Annotated in this window: 17 protein-coding genes and 2 pseudogenes; 12 read left to right on the top strand and 7 right to left on the bottom strand. The window is 55.9% G+C overall.

Features of this window, described 5'->3' with window-relative positions; all coding sequences use genetic code 11:
• The first annotated feature begins 5 nt into the window (after nt 1-5).
• The 4 genes from RZA33_RS10185 to RZA33_RS10200 all read left to right on the top strand — a co-directional run bounded on the left by RZA33_RS10185 (nt 6) and on the right by RZA33_RS10200 (nt 4945).
• The gene (locus RZA33_RS10185) at nt 6-788 is read left to right on the top strand and encodes a M48 family metallopeptidase (protein WP_113270589.1); all 783 of its coding nucleotides are present in this window, start codon (nt 6-8) and stop codon (nt 786-788) included.
• The gene (locus tag RZA33_RS10190) at nt 785-3766 is read left to right on the top strand and encodes a hypothetical protein (RefSeq protein ID WP_035557846.1); all 2982 of its coding nucleotides are present in this window, start codon (nt 785-787) and stop codon (nt 3764-3766) included. The genes RZA33_RS10185 and RZA33_RS10190 overlap by 4 nt, the downstream gene beginning before the upstream one ends.
• 96 nt (nt 3767-3862) lie before the next feature.
• The gene (locus RZA33_RS10195; protein WP_035557849.1) at nt 3863-4282 is read left to right on the top strand and encodes a hypothetical protein; all 420 of its coding nucleotides are present in this window, start codon (nt 3863-3865) and stop codon (nt 4280-4282) included.
• Between the two features lie 39 nt (nt 4283-4321).
• Nucleotides 4322-4945 carry an RES family NAD+ phosphorylase gene (locus tag RZA33_RS10200; protein ID WP_232774555.1) on the top strand — a complete coding sequence of 208 codons (624 nt, stop codon included), beginning with the start codon at nt 4322-4324 and terminating at the stop codon, nt 4943-4945.
• Between the two features lie 445 nt (nt 4946-5390).
• On the opposite strand, the pseudogene RZA33_RS10205 reads toward RZA33_RS10200, so the two are convergent.
• Nucleotides 5391-6035, bottom strand: a pseudogene (locus RZA33_RS10205) (recombinase family protein).
• 630 nt (nt 6036-6665) lie between these two features.
• On the opposite strand from RZA33_RS10205, the gene RZA33_RS10210 reads away from it, so the two are divergent.
• From RZA33_RS10210 to RZA33_RS10225, 4 genes are read left to right on the top strand one after another with little or no spacing between them, the layout of a single operon-like run.
• The gene (locus RZA33_RS10210; RefSeq protein WP_322976205.1) at nt 6666-7532 is read left to right on the top strand and encodes a CHASE4 domain-containing protein; all 867 of its coding nucleotides are present in this window, start codon (nt 6666-6668) and stop codon (nt 7530-7532) included.
• Complete coding sequence (locus RZA33_RS10215) at nt 7523-8077, top strand: GGDEF domain-containing protein (protein ID WP_317507690.1); 555 nt, start codon at nt 7523-7525, stop codon at nt 8075-8077. Before RZA33_RS10210 ends, RZA33_RS10215 begins: the two co-directional genes overlap by 10 nt.
• Before the next feature lie 21 nt (nt 8078-8098).
• On the top strand, nt 8099-8422 hold the full coding sequence (locus RZA33_RS10220) for an EAL domain-containing protein (protein WP_101145389.1): 324 nt from the start codon (nt 8099-8101) through the stop codon (nt 8420-8422).
• Nucleotides 8423-8440: 18 nt separating this feature from the next.
• Entirely contained in the window at nt 8441-8989 is a 549-nt protein-coding gene (locus tag RZA33_RS10225; protein ID WP_317507718.1) for an EAL domain-containing protein, read from the top strand.
• A gap of 612 nt (nt 8990-9601) precedes the next feature.
• On the opposite strand, the pseudogene RZA33_RS10230 reads toward RZA33_RS10225, so the two are convergent.
• The 4 genes and pseudogenes from RZA33_RS10230 to RZA33_RS10245 form a co-directional block, all read right to left on the bottom strand.
• Nucleotides 9602-9967, bottom strand: a pseudogene (locus tag RZA33_RS10230) (YeeE/YedE family protein); the annotation flags it as partial.
• A 110-nt stretch (nt 9968-10077) separates the two neighbouring features.
• A complete protein-coding gene (locus RZA33_RS10235; protein ID WP_176304696.1) occupies nt 10078-10251 on the bottom strand; it encodes a hypothetical protein in 174 nt (57 codons plus the stop codon).
• Between the two features lie 69 nt (nt 10252-10320).
• Nucleotides 10321-10749 carry a TIGR01244 family sulfur transferase gene (locus tag RZA33_RS10240; RefSeq protein ID WP_035557861.1) on the bottom strand — a complete coding sequence of 143 codons (429 nt, stop codon included), beginning with the start codon at nt 10747-10749 and terminating at the stop codon, nt 10321-10323.
• Nucleotides 10750-10769: 20 nt separating this feature from the next.
• Nucleotides 10770-11681 (bottom strand): MBL fold metallo-hydrolase, encoded by a 912-nt coding sequence (locus RZA33_RS10245; protein WP_035558003.1) that lies wholly within the window; start codon nt 11679-11681, stop codon nt 10770-10772.
• Nucleotides 11682-12555: 874 nt separating this feature from the next.
• On the opposite strand from RZA33_RS10245, the gene RZA33_RS10250 reads away from it, so the two are divergent.
• A complete protein-coding gene (locus tag RZA33_RS10250) occupies nt 12556-12678 on the top strand; it encodes a hypothetical protein (protein ID WP_268762340.1) in 123 nt (40 codons plus the stop codon).
• 153 nt (nt 12679-12831) lie between these two features.
• Here the strand turns inward: RZA33_RS10250 and RZA33_RS10255 are convergent, their stop codons facing one another.
• Nucleotides 12832-13104, bottom strand: a complete 273-nt coding sequence (locus RZA33_RS10255; RefSeq protein ID WP_035557864.1) for a hypothetical protein — start codon at nt 13102-13104, stop codon at nt 12832-12834.
• A gap of 705 nt (nt 13105-13809) precedes the next feature.
• Between RZA33_RS10255 and RZA33_RS10260 the strand changes: the two genes are divergently transcribed.
• The 3 genes from RZA33_RS10260 (at nt 13810) to RZA33_RS10270 (ending at nt 15514) form a co-directional block, all read left to right on the top strand.
• On the top strand, nt 13810-14436 hold the full coding sequence (locus tag RZA33_RS10260) for a class I SAM-dependent methyltransferase (protein WP_035557867.1): 627 nt from the start codon (nt 13810-13812) through the stop codon (nt 14434-14436).
• A gap of 457 nt (nt 14437-14893) precedes the next feature.
• Nucleotides 14894-15046, top strand: a complete 153-nt coding sequence (locus tag RZA33_RS10265) for a hypothetical protein (protein ID WP_157826462.1) — start codon at nt 14894-14896, stop codon at nt 15044-15046.
• Nucleotides 15047-15238: 192 nt separating this feature from the next.
• On the top strand, nt 15239-15514 hold the full coding sequence (locus RZA33_RS10270; protein ID WP_035557873.1) for a hypothetical protein: 276 nt from the start codon (nt 15239-15241) through the stop codon (nt 15512-15514).
• Between the two features lie 243 nt (nt 15515-15757).
• Here the strand turns inward: RZA33_RS10270 and RZA33_RS10275 are convergent, their stop codons facing one another.
• Complete coding sequence (locus RZA33_RS10275; RefSeq protein WP_083024693.1) at nt 15758-16600, bottom strand: hypothetical protein; 843 nt, start codon at nt 16598-16600, stop codon at nt 15758-15760.
• Nucleotides 16601-16609: the final 9 nt, after the last annotated feature.

Genomic DNA, 16609 nt, shown 5'->3' on the forward strand with positions numbered 1-16609 from the left:
GGCCTATGCTAGCGCTTCTGTCTGCCTTTTCGGCCTGTTTCGCTGGGGCGCTTGGTTTTACTGTGATGGTGGTATTGCCGGTCGTGGTCTTCATTGGCTTGCCCCTGGAGTTTATGCGCCCCCCTGGCGAGCTGATGACTGTCACTTGGCTGGCCAAGGCCACCTTCCTCGCAGGTGGGGGCCTGACTGCCCTCGCCTGGCTAGGGCTTAGGCTGGCGCCAGCCAGTTACCGGATCGGCCGACTATTCCCAGGGGCTCGTGAGATTGCAGATCATGTCTGGGTTTACGAGACCCCTGCCCTTCAGGCCTATGCAATACCGAGCCTTACGGGTGGCGTTGTAATCGTTTCCCGGGGCGCCCTCAATCTGCCTCCTGATGAGCTTGAGTGGCTGCTGGCGCACGAGAGGTCACACCTTCGCCGCGGCGATGCGTCTGCGAGCCTATACTGGTGGACGCAGCACAGCATTTTGCGGGTGGCGCTTTGGCTGGCGCGGTTGATCTATACAATTCTTCGTCCCATTCCCCTGATTGGCCTGTTGAGCGGCTTGTACTTTTCTGTGGCGAGCTTGGGGATTCGCTTGGCATTAGGGCTTTTCAAAGTCTTGGACCGCCACTTAGGGCATCTAATGGAATATCGTGCCGACCGTGACGCGGCGCGTGTTGCCTCTCCAATAGCAGGCTGCCGGCTTCTCAGTAGGCTCTCTACGGGTCTTGAATCGAGCTGGGGGCTTTTCTCGACACATCCGCCGACATATCGGCGTATCAAGCGCCTGGAGCGTATGACATGAGTTTGATGGGGTATCGCTCGACACTGCTAAGATCCGTTATTGCTCTAACTATCTTCTACAGTCTCGCCGCGGCTACTGCTTTTTACTTCATGGGGCCGGAAACGCTGCAGGAGTGGCTAGCTGGCGCTGGCTTTTGGGTAGAGGGTGACGAAGAGATAAACCCCGCGAACGCGGCATCAGCGGCCACTGAGGTCGTCCTGGCAAGGTTGCGTGTTGTCTGGCCATGGTTAGCCGGGGGAATGGCTGCTGGCTCTGTGATCGTTCTGCTCATAGTGGGAATGGGATTAATAACACGTCGACAGCGCGCTAAATCTCGCGGTGAGTTCCGGGGCATGGATCTCTCAATTACGTACATGCCTTATCCTGATCCGATTAACTTCAAGCCAGTGAAAGCGCAGCTGTCGGGTAACGTTCCGGCACATCACATGCCGCTAATTAACCAGTTGCTCGGTTACCTCCAGGCTCACCCTGATGCTTTTTGCGGTGACGGCCACAGTACGACACTGCTTGAGCACCATCTAGGCGTGATCGATGAGGCCTTCGAGTACGAAGGTGCCGATCCCCTCCTCCCTCTTGCCGCGGCAGCACATGATATTGGCAAGACTGTTTCGCATGCGAAACAGGACGGGCAGTGGGTCCGCCTATCCTACCACGATAAACAGAGCGGGCGTCTGTTGGCAAAGTTCCCCGCGTGGTGGGAGCTGCCTGAGGATGAGCGAGCCATACTGTTGCTGGCAGTAAAATACGAGCATTCTCCCAACCTGATGCCAGTGGCTTTCCCTGGCCTCAGTAGCAAGGGGGTGCGCCGCGCAGTCACTCTCCTCCAGCAGCTGCGAGAGATAGACGGCCTCGCTACACGAGGCGAGAAACGCAAGGTGCTTGAGAATCTGAACGTCCAGGAGCTGGCGATCGAAACGTTCTTGCGAGTGGTTCCCCAAGTACCCTATCAGGTGAAAGGTTTAGCGAAGCGTGTCAAAGCGGCAGGCTTCCGCGTTGGTGAGCGGCTTTACCTCTCCGAACATCATGTTCGGGAGACAGCCCTTTCCAAGCTGGATGATGACGTTGCCGCGGCCTTTGGCGGTGACTTTCGAGCCCCAGGTAAATCAGGGGAGTTTACACAGGTACTTTTGGCAGCATTGGCCGATCGCGGCTGGCTCATCACTGAAATCGAGGGAGTGCCAGAGGGGAGCGAAGCGGCGAAGACCTGGACGTTGCCATCTGACCAAGCGTTGTGGCGGGTACGTTCCGGCATAATCGAGTTCAGGGGAATGATCGCGGTGGAGCTGCCAGTAGAACACCAAGGCCTATACCCGCGAGAAACCGCTTATGAGGTAACCGTCCTCGGCCCCCAGGGCAAGCACAGTAGCAACGCTGGCGTTGCGCCAACAAAAGACAGTGGTAAGCGGGAAGAGCGCATGACTAAGCCTAAAGGTATTCCAGCGTCAGACGTATGTGATGTCAGCCTGTTTGCTTCAGTGCCTACGGGTACGGGTGATGCAACGAAAACCAGTGGGAATGCTGCACAGAAGAGTTTAGGGGCAGCGAGCAAAACCTCTACATTCAGCCATGAATCACTCACGAATACCGACGTGGCTTCCGCCTGGCTGCTAGATGATTCCCAGGCGGCAGGTGGGAATACTGCACAGGAAGAGACGCGACAGCCCACCCCTTGCGGTGGGGATGCTGCACAGAAAGGCAATGGCACCCAGAACCAGCAGGCCTCCGCAATGGTTGAAACAGGCGAAGGAAAAGATATAGCCGGTGCCAAGCCGATGGATGATCTCCATGCGGCAGGTGGGGATACTGCACAGGAAGAGACGCGCCAGCCCATCCCTTGCGGTGGGGATGCTGCACAGAAAGGCAATGACACCCAGAACCAGCAGGCCTCCGCAATGGTTGAAACAGGCGAAGAAAAAGATATAGCCGGTGCCAAGCTGATGGATGATCTCCATGCGGCAGGTGGGAATACTGCACAGGAAGAGATGCGCCAGCCCACCCCTTGCGGTGGGGATGCTGCACAGAAAGGCAATGGCACCCAGAACCAGCAGGCTTCCGCAATGGCTGAAACAGGCGGAGAAAAAGTTATAGATGGTGCCTGGCTGCTGGACGATTCTCATACGGCAGGTGAGAACACTACACAGGAAGGCACGGGCCAGCCAATACCTTGCGGTGGGGATGCTGCACAGAAAGGCAATGATGCCCAGAATCAGCAGGCCTCAGCCAAAGCTGAAACAGGCGACGAAAAGGCTATAGTTGGCGCTTGGCTGCTAGAGGATGTCCCCGGTGTCGGTGGGGATATTGCACATTATGAGCAGGATGGGATGAGTAATTCCATTCATACTAAGACTCCAGCAGGATTTAAAAGAGAATCAGAGGGAGCTTGGTTACTAAATGAGATTGTTGAGGCGGCCGGTGGGAACGTTGCACAGATAGCGACCAATGACCAAATTTCGCCCACAACAAGCGGGGGGGATGTTGAACTGATCGCTGAGCAAGCCGAACCCACGAATGACTTTTCAGAGATTAGTCAGCTGACGCTAGGGGCTGACGCAGATAACCATAGTGATGTTTCGGCTGAGCTGGGTGACTGGAGCCCAGAGGCCGATAACGCACCGAATGATACCCATATTCAACTTGGCCTGGGGGAGGCAATGCTGGCCACAGCTGAGCATGAGTCCCCAGTGACACAGCCGAGCCATCAGCCAGTCCCTACTGTCATGGTTGATAAAACGACGCAAGGTGCTACAGAACAGCAGAAATCGGCTGTGTCTGGGCAGAAAGATGTACGGACATCCTCACCTATCCAGCGACGCCTGAAGAAGCGAGGTGGGACCTCGGCTGGTCGCCAAAAGGCTTTAAACAACGAAGCGCCAGCGGATAAAAGCGAACAGACAGGCCAAGTGAAAGCGAGCAGAGGGTCATCCAAGCCTGCCGGTGCCAAGGCGGAAGTAAAAGGAGTGCCTAAGCTGTTCAGTTGACCAAACATCACCTTGCGGAGATGGACTTCGAAGCGCTGAAGTTATATGATGCATTTATGTAGCAACATCGCTGCATTTTTGCAGGGAAAATAGGCTATGAGCGTTGAAGCAATCATCGAGCCGTCCGATTACGTTGCTCCCGACACTTTCAATCAATTCCTCGCTGACTTGAAAGCTCGGGCACGGCAAACCAAGAGCCCAATCATCAGCCCGAGGATGTTCTGCCTTGCCCTGGGCATGGATGTACAGACGCTGGCCTCGCGGGCGCATGTCCACCGCGTTACTGTAAACCGCGCCCAGGGGGCTGAGAAGCTGCAGACTTACTTACGGGATGCGGTGCGAGTCATGGGAGCAGCGGCTGACATAAATGGTAATTTTCAGGATGCCGCGTTCTGGTTTCGTAATGAACCGATCAGCGCATTCAATTTCAGGACACCAGAGCAGTTGGTCAGCGAGGGACGAGCTGAGGATCTATTGAACTATGTTCAATCACTTCACGCAGGCGCGGCTGGATGATCCTTACCAGCCTGGCAGATCAACCAGCCTATCGTGTCCATGTCCCCCGCTGGGCCATCGCCCCCCACAAGTGGCGCAGGCGCCGCCCAGCATGGCGGTCGCCTCAATCGTATCGGGGTTCCCGCACTCTACCTTGCTCTGGAAGAGCTGACCGCGCTTGAGGAGTGCCGGCAGCTCTCGACCCTGATGCCACCCGGTCTTATTGTGAGCTACACGGTAGCGTTGGCCACAGTAGTGGACTTCAGCCATGGGTACACGGCTGACTGGGACTCTCTCTGGCAGGAAATGGGTTGTGACTGGCGTAGAATTTTGTTTAATGATCGCGTTGAACCGCCCAGCTGGTTGCTCGCTGACCTAGCCTTGGAGGCTGGTGCTAGCGGCATACTGTTCCCGTCGTTGGCCAATCCACGGGGTGTAAACCTCGTAGTCTACACCGACGCCTTCATTTCACGTCACACCGCCCCTACCTCTCTTCGAGACCTGTCATACGGGAATGAGAAGAGAAGGATGCAAAATCATGATGATGTGCTGATTGTCCGAGGCGATGCTGATCTACGTTGCTACTGGCTAGCGATGGAGGGGCAGCCCTTTGCAGATGTCGAGCCAGCGGAGTTCGGGATCGAGCGGCAGAAAGCGCAGGTAAGGTTCCTTACTTGGGACTGATCCTACTCTGCCACAGTAAGGCTATCAATTGATGGCAAACGGAGAACCTGCCCGTTAAGCATGGGTTATACGGGCTTGTAGTTCGCCCAGACTGTTGATTTCACGCTTCCCCAGGCTGTCTGCTGAGGGAGGCATTTTCAAAACCGCTTGATCCATCCGGTCAGTCATGCTTTTTGAAAGCTCGAATAATGAGAAAAGCTATGAACAGCGCTAAGTGGAATAAGTTGCTAGCTCGGTGGTGCCTTCTTAAAAATCAGTATCAATTGGGTTCAGGGGACTGCAGCCAGTCCAAGTTCTTACTGGCCTATCCTTAAATGCTCCAAGTTTAATACTATTATGCTTACACATATCGGCTGATTTTCTGCCATCTTTGATCATAAAGTCGATATAAAGCATCACTATTAGGCTAGAAGTGTCCGGAGAACACAGAGCAGTCCAGTTTTCTTTACACATGAAGCTTGCCCCTCCAGGTGTTATTTTCAGAAGACGATCGCACTGCGTGTCTGAAGTCGGTTGCACTGTGGTCTGGGGCTTCGGACTGGCTGGCCTCCAAAGCGGCGTAAAGGGCCGTCTTGCTGACCTTGATGCGTGCGGCGGCCTCGCGGATGCTCAGCCCATTGGCGAGGTGCTCCCTTGCCCGCTTCAGCTTGTCGTCGGTGACAACGGGCTTGCATTCTCCTTTGCGCCCACGGGCGGCGGCAGCGGCCAGCCCCGCCTTGGTGCGATCACGGATCAGATCACGCTCGAACTGCCCCAAGGCGCCGAACACGTGGAAGATCAGCCGCCCACCCGGCGTGGTGGTATCGATGCTTTCGGTCAGCGACCGGAATCCGACGCCACGCGCGTCCAGAGTGCTGACCACTTCGATCAGATGCGGCAGTGAGCGTCCCAGTCGATCCAGTCGCCACACAACCAGCACATCCCCGTCGCGCAGGAACCCCAGCGCGGCTGTTAGGCCGGGTCGTTCTTCCTTGGCCCCGGAGACGGTGTCATCAAAGATTCGCTCGCACTCCGCCTTGCGAAGCGCATCGGTCTACAAGGCGGTGTTCTGCTCTGCCGTCGGGACCCGCGCATAGCCAATCAGCGCCATTGACTGCCCCTTTTGTCCGCTAATCCGTCCGTTTATCTTATTGTCCCAAAATACATCAAACAAGCTGTTGTCGGACAATGTCCGGATTGGCCGCCTAATGATCGTTTCTCGGACAGGCTGCATTGTGCGCCGCCATGCTGAACCAATTCGAGGATCGTTTGACACGGCTCGTTCACAAGTCCGCTGCACACCGGGCGAACCGCCCAATGTATGGGTACAACCACCTTCTGACAACGACAGGCAATCAATGGGCTCAACACACGCGTTCGACGCGCTGATGAATATGGCGGGTTCATCGTTCCGTCACCATCGCTCGCTGCCCTGACTGCCGGCAGCCGCGGTGCCTCCAGCAGTGCTTCTCTATCCAGCGTTAAAGGGAGTGGTGGCCGATTACGGGTGAATAAAATACGCTTTCAGTGTAACTTCCTTACAGATAAGTTATGAGCTATATCACAGTCTGTTCGCACAAGCGCGACAAGCGACGGGCGACGAAGGCTCTTTGGCGAAAGAGCACGCGGATACTCTTCTTAAGGCTTCGACATGGACAACGTGTAAGTGCACGCCGGACAAGAACGCGGGGATAGCGCCCCTCAGGACGAATTGGCCTCCATCGAGTCCAGTGAACGGCTTATGAGAGCCCTGGGGCGCGGTCTCTTAATCAGCCTGGTCACGATCTTGATCGCCGTGGCCGGGGTCTTCGGGGTGGTGATCCTGTCGTCGCAGTCGCTCGATCGCTATGCCGAAGCGAAGTCGCGGGAGCAGGTGCAGCGACTGCTCGATCTCGAGCTCGAAGAACTGGCCAACCGCAGCCGAGATTATAGCTGGTGGAACGAGGCCGTCGAGCTGGTAATCTACCAGCGAGACACCGACTGGGCCATGGAAAACGTCAGCGGTTATCTGCAGAACCAGTACGGTACCGACTGGGTAGTGAGTCTGGATCGCGAGGCGACACTGTTCCACGGCGTACACAAGGGTACGGAACTGGAGGCGCTGCCCGAGGGCCTGCTGACCGCCGAGTTCAAGCAGCTCATGGCCGAGGCCATCGACACCGATTTCGCCGACCCCGAGCCCGCATCTGACATCCTGGATATCCAGGGAGCGCCTGCCCTGGTCGCCGTGTCGCCGTATGTGGCCTACGACCCGACCCCGTATGCCACCGATCAGGCGCATGGCTATCTGATCCTGGTCAACTACATCGACGAGGCCATTCTGGGCGCTTGGCGTCGTGATTTTCAGATCGAGGCCCTGCGTCTGCTGCCTGCAGCGGCAGCTCCCCCTCGGGAGACAGGCCAACTGGCGTCCCTCCCCCTGGCAACACCGAGCGGCGAGCCGCTGGGCACCCTTCAATGGCGTCCGGAGCATCCTGGCCAGAGCCTCCTCACACAGCTCCTACCCTGGGTGATTGGAGGCGTGCTACTGATCCTCGCGGGCAGCCTCTTTTCTATCGACGGCTGCGAGCCTATGGCAGGCTGGCCCATGGTCACCTCATGGAATTGAGCACCAGTCGGGAACTGCTTTTTCGTCAGGCGAACTACGATTTTCTCACCGGATTGGCGAACCGGTCGCTGTTTATAGAGCACCTGAACCACGAGTTGGCGCGCTGCATCCGCCATAAGCTGAAGGCCGGAGTCCTCTACGTTGACCTGGACGGTTTCAAGGCCGTCAACGACACCCTGGGCCATACCGCCGGCGATGAGCTGCTGTGCTGGGTGGCCAAATCCATGGCGAAGCTCGTGCGCACCGAGGACGATGTGGCACGCTTCGGTGGTGATGAATTCTGTCTGTTGCTGACCGACGTCGCCTCTGAGGAAGATGTGTCACGGGTCGTCGACAAGATTCATGCCCTGCTGGCGGGCCCCGTTGAGGTGGGCGGCAAGCACATGCTGGTCGGGGCGAGTATCGGGATCGCGATGATTCCCGACGACACTCAGGATCTCTCCGATGTGTTCCGCTATGCCGATATCGCCATGTACCAAGCCAAGTCGAGGGGCACAAACCTGTTCTGCTTCTATGATGCAACGATGGAGGAGCGCTCGCAGTAACATGCAAGGCTGAAGGGTCTGTTGGCTCATTGCCTGACCCATGAAGAGCTGTACCTGCGCTATCAGCCTATCTATTCTCTGGTGAGCCGTGAGATCACCGGCATGGAAGCACTGCTCCGGTGGCGCCACAAGGAACTGGGGGAGGTGTTGCCGGCCGAATTCATTCCCGTGGCGGAAGAAACGGGCCGGAATATCACGGTCTCGATCAATATCTCGGCCAAGCAGCTGCGCGACCTGACGTTTCCGTTCAAACTGAAACAGCTGCTGGAAAAACACGGCGTGGAGTCTTCCAGCATCAAGCTCGAGATCACCGAGAGCCTGTTGATCTTGGAAAGTGACAACTAGCACCGTGTACTGCTCGACCTGGCGAAGCGAGGATACCGCCTGGTGCTGGATGACTTCGGCACGGGGTATTACGGCCTTGGCGACCTGGGCCGCTATCCCCTGGAAACGGTCAAGATCGACAAGTCGTTCGTGTCCGGCCCGAAAGCCTCCTCGCTGAACGCCTCGCTGGTCAAGACCATCGTCTTCATGGCCAACCACTGTGGCATGAAGACCATCGCCGAGGGGATCGACACCCCCGAGCAGGAAGCGTTCGTGCGCGATACCGGCTGCACCCACGGCCAGGGCTTCCTCTTCAGCCGTCCGACCTCGGTGGCCGACATCATTGCCCTGATGGCCCCGCCCTCGCCTTCCCCAACGGCGTCCTGGAACGAGAGCGTCTCGGTCTCGGGGCATGCCCCATCAGGCGCCAGGGAGTCATCCCTGTGTCCGGCCATGCACTATCGTGGTGCATGGTCGAGCATTGTAGTTGCCCGTTGCCCGTTGCCCGTTGCCCGTTGCCCCGCCCAAGGCCCACTGGCGTGTCGGGCTGGCTGGCCTTCAAAACGGCGTAGAGGGCCGTCTTGCTGACCTTGATGCGTGCGGCGGCCTCATGCCCCAATTCAAGTGTCACCAAGGCTCCGATGATGGACGTTCGGAACTGGGCCTGTGCTCAGGTCGGACAGGATGGTCACGCCTTGCTCTGCAATTGGTGATGTATCTGATGCCATGCCTCGACCCGCCCATGGTGCTTAGGAGGACTGAGCATAGTCGAGGTTGGTGAAGGCGATTGCTGAAACAATTCTTTCAGAAGACCACTGCACACCGGGCGGTCCGCTCGATGCGCTGGTGCAGCCGTCTTCTGAAAATGACACCAGGACTTCCTGGAGGGGCAATTTTGCGTAAATAAATTACGTTAAATTTTCTACGTAAAGAAAACGTACCTATTATTCGGATTTATAGAGCCATGGTCACTACTACGCGTCCGCGAATGCGGCCGGCGAGCAGATCATCGACCGCCTCGATGGCGTCGTCGAGGGCGATGGAGCTGGTGATAGCATCGAGCTGCTCGGGAACCAGCAGCTGCCCCAGACGCCGCCAGGACTCGACGCGATCCGCGTAGGCGCGCATCACGCTGTCGATCCCCGCCAGGGGCACGCCGCGCAGGATAAAGGGCGCGACGCTGGCGGACAGGTCCATGCCCTGGGCCAGACCGCTGACGCCGTGACCACTAGTACAGCCGCTGCCGACTTTTGTCCCGACGCCGACCAATAGACCTGCCAGCAGCATCAGCCCGATATCTCCCGCCGGCTGACCGATGACCTCATCCGGTGCGCCGGAGACATTACCTAGCCCACCTCCCAGTAAAATAAGGATGAGTGGGCCGCTGAACAGACCCAGTAGGAAGGCCAGGCGCCAAGCCGAATCTCCTGCGGGTTGCTCCAGCAATAGTCCGGAGAGGATTCCGCTGACGCCGGAAATACGACCCAGCGTTGCCATCAGCCATACAGCTGCCAGGCCGATCAGCACACCGCCGATCAAACCGGAAAGACTTGCCGCTATGTCCACGTTGTGTCTCCTCTATGTCAGGTATTTGAAATATGCCGGACAAGCCGTGTCGAAGCATCGTCATTGTCGGGATCGCTCAGCTCTGCAGAAGAATGAGCGTGCAAGGCATGTCAAGCATCGAACGTGTTCAGGAAGACATTACCGCTGAAATTGCGTAGGAATGCTGTCTTCAGCAGGCGGTTCATCTCTGGCCCCTTGACCTCGCAAAGGTGCAGTTGTAACCCCGCATCACTCAAACGCGGGTTGATCGACTGCAAACTATCCAGTGCCGAGGCATCGATCAAGTTGACGGCCTGGCAGCCACTGAGCGATGGGGAAATAGCGGCGCAAACTGGCCATGCCGGTCAGCGCTATTAGTTGTCATTGGCCTGGTTTTCGAGGCTCTCGCGAAGCGGCTCTAGGTCATAGCCGGCCGACTTGGCAGCACCGACGAGTTCCGAAATCGGACGATGCGAGACCTGTGAATAGGCCCAGAGATGAGCGACCCGTGTGCCGGTCCGGCAGAAACCGATCACGGGAGTCGGCGATAACTCCAGGGCATCGGCAAAGGCGGCAATGTCCTGCTGGGAATACTTGCCGGGCTTGACGGGAACTTCATGCCAGACCATACCCAGTGATTCTGCCTTAGCCTTGAGAGCATCGGGATCCGGCTGGTCATCACTTTCCCCACGCGGGCGATTGGAGATAATGGTGCGGAACCCTTGCTCGGCGAGCTGTTCAAGTTCGTCGAGGCGAGGTTGTGCTGTCACATAAAGACGATCATCGAGCGGTTTGATATCCATAGGTTACCTCCTTGGTCGCTTTAGGAGCGCGCCTCATCCCAGGCGGCCCCCGGTAGAGCATCGAGGGGAATCTTTAGGTAACGACGACCATTATCCTCTGGCTCTGGCAGGTCGCCGCCCCGGATATTGACTTGCAAGGCGTGCAGGATCAGTTTAGGCATGGGCAGCTTGGCGTCACGCTCGTTACGCAAGGCGATGAAGCTGTCCGCTGTCGGGCTGTCTCGGAGATGAATATTGGTTTCGCGCTGGACTCTCACCGTGCTTTCCCACTCTGGCTCGCGATCGCCGGGCATGTAGTCGTGACCAGTAAAGAGCCGAGTGTCGTCCGGCAGTGCCAGGATGGCCTGAATGGAATCCCACAGTTTGTGAGCATTGCCCCCGGGGAAATCGGCACGGGCCGTACCACCATCCGGCTGAAACAGCGTGTCGTGCACGAACGCCGCATCGCCGATGACGTAGGTGATCGACGCCTTGGTATGGCCGGGCGAGAACATAATCCGGCCTTCTATCTCGCCCACGTGGAAAGTATCGCCCTCTACAAAAAGGTGATCCCACTGGCGGCCGTCATCCGGAAAGTCGGGCCAGTTGTATATATCCTTCCATAGCGCTTGCACTTGTGTAACGTAAGCTCCTATAGCCGTTGGTGCTCCTGTCTTTTCCTTTAGATACTGTGCTGCCGAAAAATGGTCCGCGTGCGGATGGGTATCCAGAATCCATTCGACCTTCAGCCCTTGGCTGGCAACGTAGCCCAGCAATTCATTCGCATGGTGCGTTGCGATAGCGCCGGACTTTTCATCGAAATCTAGGACTGGGTCGATGATTGCGCAGCGCCGAGTCACAGGATCGCTAACAACGTACTGCACGCTAGAGGTCCGCATGTCGTAGAAGCCGACAACATCTGGCTTGCCTGGCGAGTGTCGAAACGTTTGCATGGCATCCTCGGTTGTTGGTAAAAACGTTACTAGGTTAGAACAAAAAAACATAATGTCTAGCATCAGCAACCAAACCGCACAAATCATTTATCGCGGCAGCCTTCAAGGAGAAACACCTACTCTGTTTCGCTGGATTGACCCATTTCAGGGCTTCGTGGACTATAATGATGCGATAGAAATCCTGATGAGGATGAAGTTTGCCGACCTGTGCTAGATCATGCAGGGCCAAGCTGACGATACTTGCAATGGCAAAAATCCCCATTGGTAAGGAGGCTTGTTATAGCTGATCATGGCCGTGTACGGCGGGCTTTGGGTGCGTGCGTAGCTACAAGGGCATGCTCGACAAATACTTTGCCATCCATGGCTTCACGGATCGCAGCCAACACGGCTGACACAATCAACCGCCAGTCTGGGTATGCGGCTCGACTAAACATGACTGATTTCCTAAGCATTCCTACGCAGGTTTCCGTCGGCCCAACGAACTGGACCGGGAGGAGATATCGAGCATGCACTGAAGCAAACGTCGCAAAGCTTAGATTGGCTGGGGTCTTCCTAGGAGAAACAGTGCTGACTTCTGCCAACTGTGACCATTAGATATCTAGCGTGATTTTTGTCCATTTACCCTTCTGCAGCGTGGAATTCGGGCTCAACGAGCTCGAGGAGTATGCGCTATAGGTGCTGTACAGGGACTGAAGTACTGACTTTGTAACAATCAGCCCACGAGGAAAGGGTAAGAAGATAGCTCGTGCAAATCGACAAAAAGCGAATCCAAGTCAGGATGAAATTCAAGGCGTGGCGTTATCGGCAGGAAAAGCTAAGCGAGGTGTGCTTAACGTAACCATTACTGTAAATGAGATAGAAAGGGAGAGAAACAATGATGGATGGAATGATGAACGGTGATGCAATGATGTGGGGGATGGGGCTGATAGGGCTTCTTGTCCTAATACTGCTTGTGCTCGGTATTGGGGCTCTCGTTAAGTATCTATTTAAAAAATAAGCGAGACCTTAAAAGCGGTGAGGATACTGAGGGCTCTCAGTGAGTACAACCATTTGCTTCCCAAGTTCACACAAGGGCAGATAGCCGGCATATACGAGTGCCATGTTATTCCAACTGAGGCGCGGGACATCCGCAGCCACTCATTGCCTGTTGCTAAAGAACAAGTACTATACGAGTGCGGCAACCCCAAGCACGAGGAGCAGGATTACAAGCAGACAGAGCAGGTCCATCCCACCACATCATCAATCCGCCGCAAGCCACCATTTCGCCCATCGTCAGTTCTTCTCCCTGTAGTGTCGGTTTCTCCTGCATTTCAATCTGCACCGGATGTCCGGCGGCTTTCCACTGCGGATAGCCCTCGGTCAGGCTTATCGCCTTAGAAAAGATTGGTATTCTGACAGCGATATACCCCGCCGTCTGGAGCATCGGTAAGCTCTTTACCGGTGCCTGGTCAGACCGGGTGGGGCGTCAGGGGCTCATCGTCTGCCAGCAGTGGTCATTGTGGTGTTTGCTGTCTCCGTAGGGTTTTCGGGATTTGCGACGGGCGCGTTCCTATTGGGATAGGTAAAGCGATGGTTTATCCTACCCTGTTCGTCGTCATCGGTGATGTCGTGCATCCAGCGTGGTGATCCTCGGTTGGCATCTATCGCCTCTGGCGTGATCTTGGCTATTTCTTAGGCGCTATTATCGCAGGGGTGGTAGCGGATACACTGGGACTGGCTGCGGCGTTGTGAGTGGTGGTGGCTTTGACGTTCGCCTCGGGCCTATTCTCGACGCTGCGCATGAAGGAGGTACTCCAGATCACCGCACGGTCTCAGCGCAGCTGGATCCCTAACCAAGCTGGGAAGTGATTTACCGACCATCTCCTTGCCCATAGGCCCGGTCACGCCCGCGCCAAAAAGGAGAAAGACATGACGAGCATCACTCCTTCTTCTTGCCCGATGGGTCTTGGGCGCAATAGTCGTAGCAGTAGACATTGCCGGAAAGTTCAACACCTAGGACGGGAAAGAGCGCGTTGTAGTGCCCCAGAGATGGAGGGCAACAAAGGGCACAAGCTGGCTTAGCGGGGGTGCTATAGGCTTACAACACAATGATATGAGTTTTATCCCTATCGAATGTGGAGGAAGTGCCATGGGTTTTTATAGCCGCCACATACTGCCGCATCTGATCAACCTGACGATGGGAGCGGGGATGCTTAAGAAATATCGTCAACGTACCGTGGCCAAAGCTCGGGGGAGTGTCTTAGAACTTGGATTTGGATCTGGAGTTAACCTACCTTATTACAACCCTGAGCTTATAGAGAAGTACTATGCAGTGGAGCCGGATGGTGGCCTTTTAAAGCTTGCGCAAAAGCGTATTAACAAAGCCCCTTTCAAGGTGGAAGTGCTGCAAATGGGCGCAGAGCAGATAATACTACCTGATGACAGCATAGACACGGTCCTGAGTACTTGGACACTCTGCACGATTCCGGACATAGAAGCGGCTCTAGCCCAGGCGCGAAGGGTGCTCAAGCCCGGGGGACAATTGATTTTTGTCGAGCATGGACTCGCGCCAGAAACCCGCGTTGCCAGCTGGCAGCAACGGCTGACTCCGTATTGGAAGCGTTGCGCCGGTGGCTGCCATCTGGATCGGCAGACAGATGTGTTGCTTCTCAATGCCGGCTTTGTACTCCAGGATCTGGCTACAGGCTATCTCGGTCGTCCCAAGACCATGACGTTCATGTATGAAGGCGCGGCCAAGCCTCCCGCTGTCGGGTGAGTGAACTGGGTTCGCTGGCGGTAGATGGCGAACTCCGGGGCGCGAGATGTGAAAAAAATCAATTACATGCTACATAGCTGCTGGTGTAGCCCAGCATGCATGGCGGAGCCAGCGGCCCAGTAACGTGATCGCCAGCATGTTATGTCTCTCCACCCCTGTCTCGGTACGGTCACCCTCGGCTCTATCTCGGAGTGACATTCTGGTTTTTATCTTGAGCCCAGGTAATGAGGTCTCGGGTTCAACAGTGGTTTACGAGGCTCAACAGGCCCAGTACCCGGCAAACTATCGGCATTATGGTGCTTTTCTTAATTGGCATTGCCCTAATCGCCAGTGTGGTCTTTCGCTAGGCCACTGCTTTTGCATCTGCCGTTCTGCATGTTAAGGACGGTAGGTCTATGCTATCGCTGGATCGGCGATGTGTGCGGCCTCGGCCTGCTGTGGGGGGGTGAAACTGGTCATGGGCCCCGTAGTGCGAACGCCTTTCCCCGCCGCCTCTAATCTCTTCGCCAAGGTAACGGTGGTGGCCAAGGAGAAGGGTCTGTTGATCTACCTTCGGCGCACTCTGAACGGCCTGCTCGATGAACTGCTGACGCAGACCAGTCTCACCTGACGCTGGTCAAGAACGACGCAACGAGCCGGACATTGGCATCGGCAGGCGGAACCGCGCTAGTCGAGTCGCCCGCGTGATAGCTATCGTTCACGGAAAATTCGCTGTGCACCCTATTTACGAACCTGAGTGTCACCCTGCCCCCCTATCTCCTCTTGAGACCTGTAATCCAGCAGGAATGAGAGGAGTAGGATCATGAGCGTAAAGTTTCAACAATGGGTCGCCACGGTACGACGAAGGATGCAGGATGGCCAGCCTCTGCTGGGGCCGGACAGCCTGCAGGCACTGACAGACGATGTACGAAAACTCGGTCTTGGCGCTATGGGTGCCGGAGTTCTGGGTTTCTTCGCTCCTAGCGAGAAAATCACTCTTGGTGCATCAGTTGCCATGTTTTTCGTAGGTGCTATCATTTGGGTAACAGGTATTGCGTTTCTTGTAAGAATTGAGCGCAACAGTGCAGAAAAGGATTGAATTTATGAGCCCTTTTGGATGGTTAGTTACAGCTTTTGCAGTCTTTATGGCGGCCGTGTGTTTATTCACGTTCGTTCAAATTGAACGCAGCAAGCATCATCACCATCAGGACGGCAGCAGCAGTTAGCTGAATTCTGGCGATTGTCATTCTCGTCAGAACAAGAGACATTGATCTCACATTCAACAAGCTCTTCCTTCGCGAAGAGCTTTTTTATTTCCGGTTACCAGAGGCTGGCGGATGGTTCAGCTAACCACTTCCTTGGCGAGGGAAAAGGCCACAGCCACCAGTGCAAGGCAGCCCAACGCCAGAGGATTGGTAAGAAAACGACACACTGCATAGCGGTATGGATGGGCTTCAATGCGGTCTTTCGTGGTCTGCAGGCTTGCAGCCTTTCGCTTGAGCTTCGCTATCTGCCCTTCCTGTTCTTCCAGCTTTCGCTGCTGATCAACTAGCCAGTCACTCGCATTCACCTTTTGGATATTCAATCGCCAGGCACGCTCGGCATCGTCAGTCGTCAGGTTTTCAGCAAGCATGTATTTTGATCGAGCGGTTATCTGCGATTCGGTTTCACTAGGGATGAATTCAATACCGAACTGCTCATAGAACCGATCACGCCTAACCTTGTTATTTCCATCGTGTGCGCCTGGCTTTTCATCTTGCCACGACAGCTCGATCTTCATTACCTCTGCCAACGGCCACTGCCTGGCCCAAGTGACGATCTCTGCCATCAGGTAGGTGCCGATACGAAACCCGCGTAAACCGTTAAGAATCATTTGAATATCTGCGGGACCTCTGCATTCACCGTGAGTGAGTCTGACCCGCTCCCTATCTGTTGAGCTTGAAGGCGAATATGCAGCTGACCATTCGAGTTCATTTCCCTCAGGAGGCCGCTGGGTATCGATCCGTTTGACTCTAAGCGTGAGTCGAGCGCCCTGGCCAACAATTTGTTCTATCCGCTGGATCATCAAAATCGCGTCTGGGGTCTCGCTGTTGGGTGTCTCTCGGTGGCGAACCTGGATAACACGCAGATTCTCTCTGGGCGCTCCCTCAGTAGTGCTGTCCTGGGCTGTTGCTTTACCGACCATAGGCATCTC

It is taken from the genome of Halovibrio sp. HP20-59, assembly GCF_033052795.2.
GTDB lineage: Bacteria > Pseudomonadota > Gammaproteobacteria > Pseudomonadales > Halomonadaceae > Vreelandella.

Excerpts from the sequence above, each read along its gene's own strand:
- RZA33_RS10185 (WP_113270589.1), top strand. The coding sequence starts at position 6 with ATGCTAGCGCTTCTGTCTGCCTTTTCGGCCTGTTTCGCTGGGGCGCTT.
- RZA33_RS10190 (WP_035557846.1), top strand. The coding sequence starts at position 785 with ATGAGTTTGATGGGGTATCGCTCGACACTGCTAAGATCCGTTATTGCT.
- RZA33_RS10195 (WP_035557849.1), top strand. The coding sequence starts at position 3,863 with ATGAGCGTTGAAGCAATCATCGAGCCGTCCGATTACGTTGCTCCCGAC.
- RZA33_RS10200 (WP_232774555.1), top strand. The coding sequence starts at position 4,322 with ATGTCCCCCGCTGGGCCATCGCCCCCCACAAGTGGCGCAGGCGCCGCC.
- RZA33_RS10210 (WP_322976205.1), top strand. The coding sequence starts at position 6,666 with ATGAGAGCCCTGGGGCGCGGTCTCTTAATCAGCCTGGTCACGATCTTG.
- RZA33_RS10215 (WP_317507690.1), top strand. The coding sequence starts at position 7,523 with ATGGAATTGAGCACCAGTCGGGAACTGCTTTTTCGTCAGGCGAACTAC.
- RZA33_RS10240 (WP_035557861.1), bottom strand. The coding sequence starts at position 10,749 with ATGGATATCAAACCGCTCGATGATCGTCTTTATGTGACAGCACAACCT.
- RZA33_RS10245 (WP_035558003.1), bottom strand. The coding sequence starts at position 11,681 with ATGCAAACGTTTCGACACTCGCCAGGCAAGCCAGATGTTGTCGGCTTC.
- RZA33_RS10250 (WP_268762340.1), top strand. The coding sequence starts at position 12,556 with ATGATGGATGGAATGATGAACGGTGATGCAATGATGTGGGGGATGGGG.
- RZA33_RS10255 (WP_035557864.1), bottom strand. The coding sequence starts at position 13,104 with ATGCTCCAGACGGCGGGGTATATCGCTGTCAGAATACCAATCTTTTCT.
- RZA33_RS10260 (WP_035557867.1), top strand. The coding sequence starts at position 13,810 with ATGGGTTTTTATAGCCGCCACATACTGCCGCATCTGATCAACCTGACG.
- RZA33_RS10265 (WP_157826462.1), top strand. The coding sequence starts at position 14,894 with ATGGGCCCCGTAGTGCGAACGCCTTTCCCCGCCGCCTCTAATCTCTTC.
- RZA33_RS10270 (WP_035557873.1), top strand. The coding sequence starts at position 15,239 with ATGAGCGTAAAGTTTCAACAATGGGTCGCCACGGTACGACGAAGGATG.
- RZA33_RS10275 (WP_083024693.1), bottom strand. The coding sequence starts at position 16,600 with ATGGTCGGTAAAGCAACAGCCCAGGACAGCACTACTGAGGGAGCGCCC.